At 25.7% G+C, this 7,417-nt stretch carries 10 protein-coding genes; 9 read left to right on the forward strand and 1 reads right to left on the reverse strand.

Annotation, left to right across the window (positions count from 1 at the left end; all coding sequences use genetic code 11):
- Position 1: 1 nt before the first annotated feature.
- From NY022_RS07940 to NY022_RS07980, 9 genes are all read left to right on the forward strand, one after another.
- Complete coding sequence (locus NY022_RS07940; protein WP_267525071.1) at positions 2–418, forward strand: RDD family protein; 417 nt, start codon at positions 2–4, stop codon at positions 416–418.
- Positions 418–1,440, forward strand: coding sequence for a ribonucleotide-diphosphate reductase subunit beta (locus NY022_RS07945; protein ID WP_214117055.1), 1,023 nt, complete (start codon positions 418–420; stop codon positions 1,438–1,440). The genes NY022_RS07940 and NY022_RS07945 overlap by 1 nt, the downstream gene beginning before the upstream one ends.
- Complete coding sequence (locus NY022_RS07950) at positions 1,430–2,080, forward strand: protein-L-isoaspartate(D-aspartate) O-methyltransferase (RefSeq protein ID WP_267525092.1); 651 nt, start codon at positions 1,430–1,432, stop codon at positions 2,078–2,080. The genes NY022_RS07945 and NY022_RS07950 overlap by 11 nt, the downstream gene beginning before the upstream one ends.
- Before the next feature lie 2 nt (positions 2,081–2,082).
- Complete coding sequence (gene lgt, locus NY022_RS07955; RefSeq protein ID WP_267525073.1) at positions 2,083–2,895, forward strand: prolipoprotein diacylglyceryl transferase; 813 nt, start codon at positions 2,083–2,085, stop codon at positions 2,893–2,895.
- 74 nt (positions 2,896–2,969) lie between these two features.
- Positions 2,970–3,380, forward strand: coding sequence for a PepSY-like domain-containing protein (locus NY022_RS07960; protein ID WP_214150449.1), 411 nt, complete (start codon positions 2,970–2,972; stop codon positions 3,378–3,380).
- Between the two features lie 45 nt (positions 3,381–3,425).
- On the forward strand, positions 3,426–4,841 hold the full coding sequence (locus NY022_RS07965; protein WP_267525076.1) for a PepSY-associated TM helix domain-containing protein: 1,416 nt from the start codon (positions 3,426–3,428) through the stop codon (positions 4,839–4,841).
- Entirely contained in the window at positions 4,822–5,040 is a 219-nt protein-coding gene (locus NY022_RS07970) for a hypothetical protein (RefSeq protein ID WP_267525078.1), read from the forward strand. The genes NY022_RS07965 and NY022_RS07970 overlap by 20 nt, the downstream gene beginning before the upstream one ends.
- A gap of 33 nt (positions 5,041–5,073) precedes the next feature.
- On the forward strand, positions 5,074–5,289 hold the full coding sequence (locus NY022_RS07975; protein ID WP_267525079.1) for a type II toxin-antitoxin system Phd/YefM family antitoxin: 216 nt from the start codon (positions 5,074–5,076) through the stop codon (positions 5,287–5,289).
- Positions 5,276–6,004, forward strand: a complete 729-nt coding sequence (locus tag NY022_RS07980; RefSeq protein WP_267525081.1) for an alpha/beta fold hydrolase — start codon at positions 5,276–5,278, stop codon at positions 6,002–6,004. Before NY022_RS07975 ends, NY022_RS07980 begins: the two co-directional genes overlap by 14 nt.
- Here NY022_RS07980 and NY022_RS07985 read toward each other — a convergent pair.
- Positions 5,979–7,148, reverse strand: coding sequence for a hypothetical protein (locus NY022_RS07985; protein ID WP_267525083.1), 1,170 nt, complete (start codon positions 7,146–7,148; stop codon positions 5,979–5,981). The two genes, NY022_RS07980 and NY022_RS07985, sit on opposite strands and share 26 nt — an antisense overlap.
- Positions 7,149–7,417: the final 269 nt, after the last annotated feature.

Raw genomic sequence — 7,417 nt, forward strand, 5'->3', positions numbered from 1 at the left:
AATGGCAAAGGCTAAGGTAAGTTTAGCTAGCCTTTATGATAAATTAAAAGCTGGCATTGTTGATATGTTTATGATAATGATGCCAATACAATACTTCACTACCTATATCTTAGTAGGTAGTGCTAGTGAGTATAGACAAAATCAATCTTTTATATTACTTGCAACCATTACTTATCTTTTAGTTTTATTTTTACTTTTATTTTTTAAAGGTCAGAGTTTAGGGTATAAATATTTAGGTTTGCATTTAAGAAATAAAAATGGTAAAAAAGCAAGTTTATTTCAAGTTTTTATTAGATTGGTATTGTTTGTGCTTACATTTTCTTTATTATTTGGTATTTTATTTCCATTTTTTAGAAAAGATAGGCAATATATACACGATTTATTTTCAAACACTTTAGTCCTTAAGGAGAACAAATGATGGATAGAAAAAGAATTTATAATCCACAAAGTAATGAAGATTTAACATCAAGAAGAGTATTTGGTGGAAATCCACAAGGTATATTAAATTTTACAAAAGCAAAATATGAGTGGGCTTTAAAATTATGGGATTTAATGGAAGCTAATACTTGGTTTCCTAGAGAAGTTGATACTACAAAAGATGCACTTGATTATAAATGTAATTTAACTTCAAGTGAAAAAAGAATGTATGATTTAGTATGGAGCCAACTAATTTCTATGGATAGTTTTCAAACCAATAACCTTGCTGATAATATCAACCCTTATATAACAGCTCCAGAGATTAATGCAGTATTAGCAAGACAAGCTTACGAAGAAGCAAATCATTCAAAAAGTTATGCGGTAATGGTTGAAGCTATTTGTGATGATACTGATTTAATATATGAAATGGAAAAGCACGATGCTACTTTAAGAAAGAAAAATGATTTTATTTCAAGTTTATATGAAGAACTTGCAGGAGATGTAACTGATGAAAAGTTACTATATGCAATGGTTGCGAATCAAATTCTAGAAGGAATTTATTTTTATAGTGGCTTTACTGCAATTTATGCACTAGCTCGTGCAGGTAAAATGCTAGGTTCTGCTCAAATGGTTAGATTTATTCAAAGAGATGAAATCACTCACTTATTGTTGTTTCAAAATATGATTAATTCAGTTAGAAAAGAAAGACCTGATTTGTTTAACGAAAAAACAATTGCTAAAATTTATGAAATGTTTGAAAGAGCTGCAGAACTTGAAATTGAATGGGGTAAATACATTACTCAAAATCAAATTATGGGCTTTACTGATGATATAATTACTGAATATATTCATTATTTAGTAGATTTAAGACTTAGCTCAATCGGACTTGATAAAAAATATAATGCAAAACATCCTATTAAATGGGTTGATGACTTTTCTAAATTTAACGACCAAAAGAGTAACTTTTTTGAAAGTAAAGTTACAAATTATAGTAAAGGAAGCTTGAGTTTTGATGATTTTTAAGGATATTTACGAACAGCAAAAATGTGCTAGACTTGCTGAAAATATTGCAAATGAAGTTAATATTAGCAATGAGATTAAACAAGCATTTGCTAATACACCAAGAGAAATTTTTATGCCTATGAGTAATTTTGCTTATGAGCTTCACGCAATGCCGCTTAGCTCAAATCAATGGATTAGCTCACCAATTACCGTTGCAAAGATGACAGCAGCACTAGAGCCTGTTGGTGCTGATAGTGTGCTTGAGATTGGTTGTGGTAGTGGGTATCAAGCCGCACTTTTGAGTAATCTTATTAGAAGAGTTTTTTCTCTTGAGAGAATAGAAGAATTATCAAATAAAGCTATAAAAAATTTAGAAACAATAGAAGCAAATGTATATGTTCGTTATTTAGATGGTCATAATGGTTTTAAAAATTATGCACCTTATGATAGGATTTTACTTTCAGCATATATAAAACAAGTTCCTGATGAGTTATTTAATCAGTTAGTAGATGGTGGAATTTTAGTAGCACCAGTTGGTGATGAGAATAAACAATATATTACTAAATATATTAAGCATAAAGATAGAATAGAAGAAATTATTTTAGATTCTTGTATTTTTGTCCCTATGTTAAATGGTAGAGTTCCAATTAATCAAGGATAATAATGCTTGAATTTTGGCAACATTTTTATGAAAATACCAATAGAGTTGCATTTAGCATAGGAATGTTTAAAATACATTATTATGCACTTTGCTACATATTAGCATTGCTTATTGCATTATTTATAGGACAAAAATTTGCTCCACGCTTTGGCTTTAACAAAAAAGAAATAGAAAATTATTTCGTTTGGATAGAAATAGGCATAATCTTAGGAGCTAGGATAGGATATATTTTAGTTTATAGCGATGATAAATTATATTATTTAAGCAATCCTTGGCAAATGTTTAATCCGTTTGTAAATGGCGAATTTGTAGGAATTGCTGGAATGAGCTATCACGGAGCATTAGTTGGTGCATTAATTACAACTTATCTTTATTCTAAAAAATATAAAAAAAATATGTTTAAAATACTTGATTTAGTAGCATTATCAGTGCCATTAGGGTATATATTTGGAAGAATTGGAAACTTTTTAAATCACGAACTATTTGGCAGAGCAACTGATGTAGCTTGGGGAGTTTATGTAGGAGATACTTTAAGGCACCCTAGTCAATTATATGAAGCATTCGCTGAAGGTTTAATAATTTTCATTATCATTTACATTTTTTCAAAGAGAATAAAGTTTAACGGGCAATTAATCTGTATTTATGCAATGTCGTATGGGATAGCTAGATTTATTTGTGAATTCTTTAGAGAACCTGATTTTAATTTAGGCTTTATCGCATTAAGCCTATCTATGGGTCAAATTTTGAGTTTAATTATGTTTTGCTTTGCTCTTGGTTTGTATTTTTATTTAAATAAAATTAAAGATAATCATTAACACGGGGGGGGGGTATAATCAAAATTACAATATTTTGATAATATCAAAACCCAAATCATTTTAAGGAGTAAAGTATGAAAAAACTTTTATTTTTAGGTGCAATTAGTTGCTGTTTATTAGCTGATACAAATATAAATCCAAATGAGTTACCACAAAACATTCAAGACTTTGTAAAAACTCATTTTACAAATGAAAATATAGTTAAAGCTGAAAAAGATTGGGATTCTTATGAAATCAAACTTAGCAATGGAACTGAACTTGATTTTTCTAAATCTGGAGATATTAAAGAAATAGATGGCAAATACTCTCCAATTCCTGATAGCATTATGCAAGATGTCTTAAAACTTGCTAAAGAAAATCAAAAAAATGCGAAATTAATGGAAATTGAAAAAGAATGGAACGGATATAAACTAAAATTTAATAACAATTATAAAGTTTATATAGACAATAACGGAACTATCACAAAAACCGTGCTTGATGATTAAAAACAATAGGAATTTCAATTTGAAATTCCTAAGATTAGGAAAGATATGAAAACACTTAGAAAATTACATTCTTACATTGGAATTTATGCTTGTTGGTTACTTTTTATAATAACCTTTTTTGGAACCATTAGTTATTTTAGAAATGAAATTGATTTTTATATGCAGCCAAAGTTGCACGAAAGCAAAACTATATTAAATAATGATATAAATGGATTAAGTAGTGCTATTAATTACGCACAAGAAAAATATAAAGATTACGATTTTATATCTATCAAAACTCCTAGTTATTATAATAATTTATATGAGATTAATTATTATAATTCTAATTCAACAAAAGGCGAAAGAAAAAGTAATATAAGCTATTTTGATGGAGAAAATATACTAAATAAAACAAGCACTTTAGGGGCTAAATTTTTAACTAGCATTCATTATAAATTATTGCCTATTAATGGTAGTTTTAAAGATTTCTTAGAAGCAATTGTTAGTATTTTTGCAGCTGGGATAATATTTTTATATATAAGTGGAATTTTGATTTGGAATAAAAAGAATTTCAATAAAATTAATGTGAAAAATGATTTAGCAAGATTATTTGATTTTCACATAGTTGCTGGACTTTTTGTGGGTTCATTTTTATTCATCTTAGCACTTAGTGGAATAGGTATAAATTACATTAAAGATATAGAAAAATTATTTACCACAACTACCACTAAACAAACAAAAACACCAAGTAACACAAATGCAAATAGTGATAAAAGCTTTATTTTTGATACAAATTTAATTAGCAAGGCCATTAATAATTTAGAAAATACAAAAAATATAACAATTGTTTTAAATAAAAGCACAAAAGAATTTGCAATTACTTTAAATGATGATAAAAATATAATGCCATCAATTAATACAAAAAGTAATAAAAGCTATGTTTTTGATAGCGAAGCTAATGTAAAACAAACTCCAAAAGAAAGCAAACTAAGTGCATTTTCATCAATTTATGAAATATTTTTTAATATTCATAGAGTTATGTTTGCTGATTTTCAACTTTATTTTATTTTATTTTTATGTGGAATATTTACTTGCTTATTTATATACAAAGCTTTATTATTAGCTAGTAAAAAACATAAAGATAATCTACTTTATAAAGCAATTGCTTATGCAGCGTTTTATCCGTCTTTAAATGCTACTGCTATTTATTTTATCACTAATAAACTTACTCAAAATATGCAAGTAGAACAATTTTCATTTTTAATAAGCTTTATATTAAGCATTATTCTTAGCTATATTTTTGTAAATAAAACTAAAAATCTAATGATAATTAGCTTAATTATTTTATTGGCATTATTAATATCTGATATTTGTATTAGCGGTTTTGTATTTATAACAATGATGTTTGACTTTGTTATATTACTTATAATTTTAGGATTAATTATTAATTTAAGGAGAGCAAATGTTAATAATATTAATTAATTTAATAGGAGCAATCTGCCTTAGTATTGATTATAAAAAAGCAAGTTATATTTTATTTGCAATAGCATTTGTATGTGCCTTATATCTTGATGCAAAACTATATAATTTAATGATATTTTTTAGTTCAATTTTTGCATTTTGTATTTTTTTCATATTTGTTGTTTCTTTATATAGTCAATGTAAAACTAAAATTAGTTAATATTGAATATAATTTAGATAATTAAGGAAAAATATGAAATTTAGCCAAGATGAGATATTTTCAGCTACCGATGTCGTGCGTAATTTTTCTACAATTTTAAAAAAAATTGAAGGCAATAAAAAGGTTTTCGTAGTCAAAAACAATAAATTTCAATGCGTTATGCTAAGCCTTGCTGAATATGAAAAATTACAAAATGCTTTAGTAATTTTAGAAGCTATTTATAAGGACAAAAAAAATGGCAAGAATTAATATAAAAAATCTCGGGCTAAGTTATCTAATAAGACAAGGAAATGGAGAAAAAGTAGCTTTAATAATGCACGGCTGGGGTGCTAATAAAGAACTAATGGAGCAATTTTTCACAAAATCTTTAAGCAAGCATTGTAAGCAAATGATATTTTTAGACTTTGCAGGATTTGGTGGAAGTGATGAGCCAAGTTATGCTTTTAACTCTATTGATTATCTTAATTTGACAAATGAATTTATAAAAGCATTAGATATAAAAGTTGATATTTTGCTAGGTCATTCTTATGGTGGCAAAATTGCTTGTCTTATGGCTAGTAAGAATGATTATGATGCGTTGATTTTATGTGCTAGTGCTGGGCTAAAACTACCAAAAAGCTCTAAAGTAAAGCTAAAAATCTTTCTTGCAAAATGCTTAAATAAATTAGGATTTAAAAATATAAGAAGATTTTTAGCTAGTAAAGATGGTGCTACGCTAAGCCCTATTATGTATGAGACTTTTAAAAATGTAGTTGATGAAGACTATCAAAACGAAATTAGCAAAATCAACACAAAAACCTTGCTATTATGGGGAGAAAGCGACACTGCAACACCACTTAGCATAGCAAATAAAATGCAAGGTTTAATCAAAAACTCAAAACTAATTACCTTTAATGGAAATCATTTTTTCTTTATGCAAAATGATTTATGTAATGATATTACTCATTTTTTAGACAATAATTAAATTGCTGAAAGAAAAAATTAATTTTAAAATTACCTTTTTTACAAGGCTTTAATATCTTACAATTTTTACGACATTGTTTTATACCATAGAAATTTAAGGTATTAAAGTTTGTGCTTTTTGAACTTAATTCATAAATTTGATTATTTTTTAATTCTTTAGCTAATTCTTTACTAAGATGATATTTATTGGCAAAATGTTCGTTAGTTTCAATAAATTTATAAAAAAAAGGATTGAAAATTACAAAGATATAGCTAATTATAAGAGATATTAAAATAAACCACATTATTAATTTATGTTTTTTTCTAAATTGAGGTAGATGCACTTTGTATGAATTTAAGAAATTTTGTATTATTAGTGGTATACTTACAATTAAAAAAGGCAAAAATTCTGGTGAATCAGGTTTTTGTCTAAACGATAATACAAGATATATAATGAATGATGTTGCTGAGCAAAAATACAATAAGTCTTTTTTTCCTTTAAAAGTTGTGTAATAAATTGTATAAAAAAAGTATAAGAATAGTGGTGGTGAAAATGCTGCGGCACAAATTGTTAAAATTTCTAAGAAATATCCCCTAGGGCGTCCAGAAAAATCATAACCATTTATCAAAAGAGAGACAAAAAATAATATAAATGATAGAAAAAATAAATTATTCCAACGTTTAAAATATGCATAAAATATACATGCGAGATAAAAACTAATCATAGCCTTATCAATAAAAACACTTATTATAAGCACGATATAAAATGTAATTTTTGATTTTTTTAATTCTAGATATGTCATTAATAAAATTATAAAAATAATTATTCCAGCTGGATTTATTAATAATGCTGATGCTAATGCACTAGGGCATAAATTAAAAATAATATTTGCTATTATAGCGTTATCTTTTAAATAAATTTGTGATATTTTGAATAATAATATATTACTGATTATATGAAGTATTATATAAGCTAATCTTATATAATTAGCTCCAAATATTTTTAATGCTAAATTTGCAAAATAAGCATTAAAGGTATTGTTGTTCAATTCTTGAATTTCATAAATACTTATACTTAAATAATGATTATGCCAAAGTAATATTAGAAAATCAATTAACAATATAATTATTAATTTATAATATTTTAATCTTAAAATTTCATACATACATTATATTATATCATTAATAATTATCTTATAAAAATATTTTTTTAAATTTCCTTAACCCTTAAAATTATTTAAGCCTACTTTAAGTTTTATGAGATAGAATAACAGCTTTTAATTCATAGTTTACTAGATTATATCTAGTTGTTATTTTATTTATCAATGTTAAGAGTCACAAGCAAGTAATATAAAACAATTTCATAAGCTTGTTAAAGGTAATTATACTTAATCTCTTTCTTATTACATATATTAAGTATATATAAGAAAAAGTT

This window comes from Campylobacter sp. MG1, from assembly GCF_026616895.1.
Taxonomy (GTDB): domain Bacteria; phylum Campylobacterota; class Campylobacteria; order Campylobacterales; family Campylobacteraceae; genus Campylobacter_E.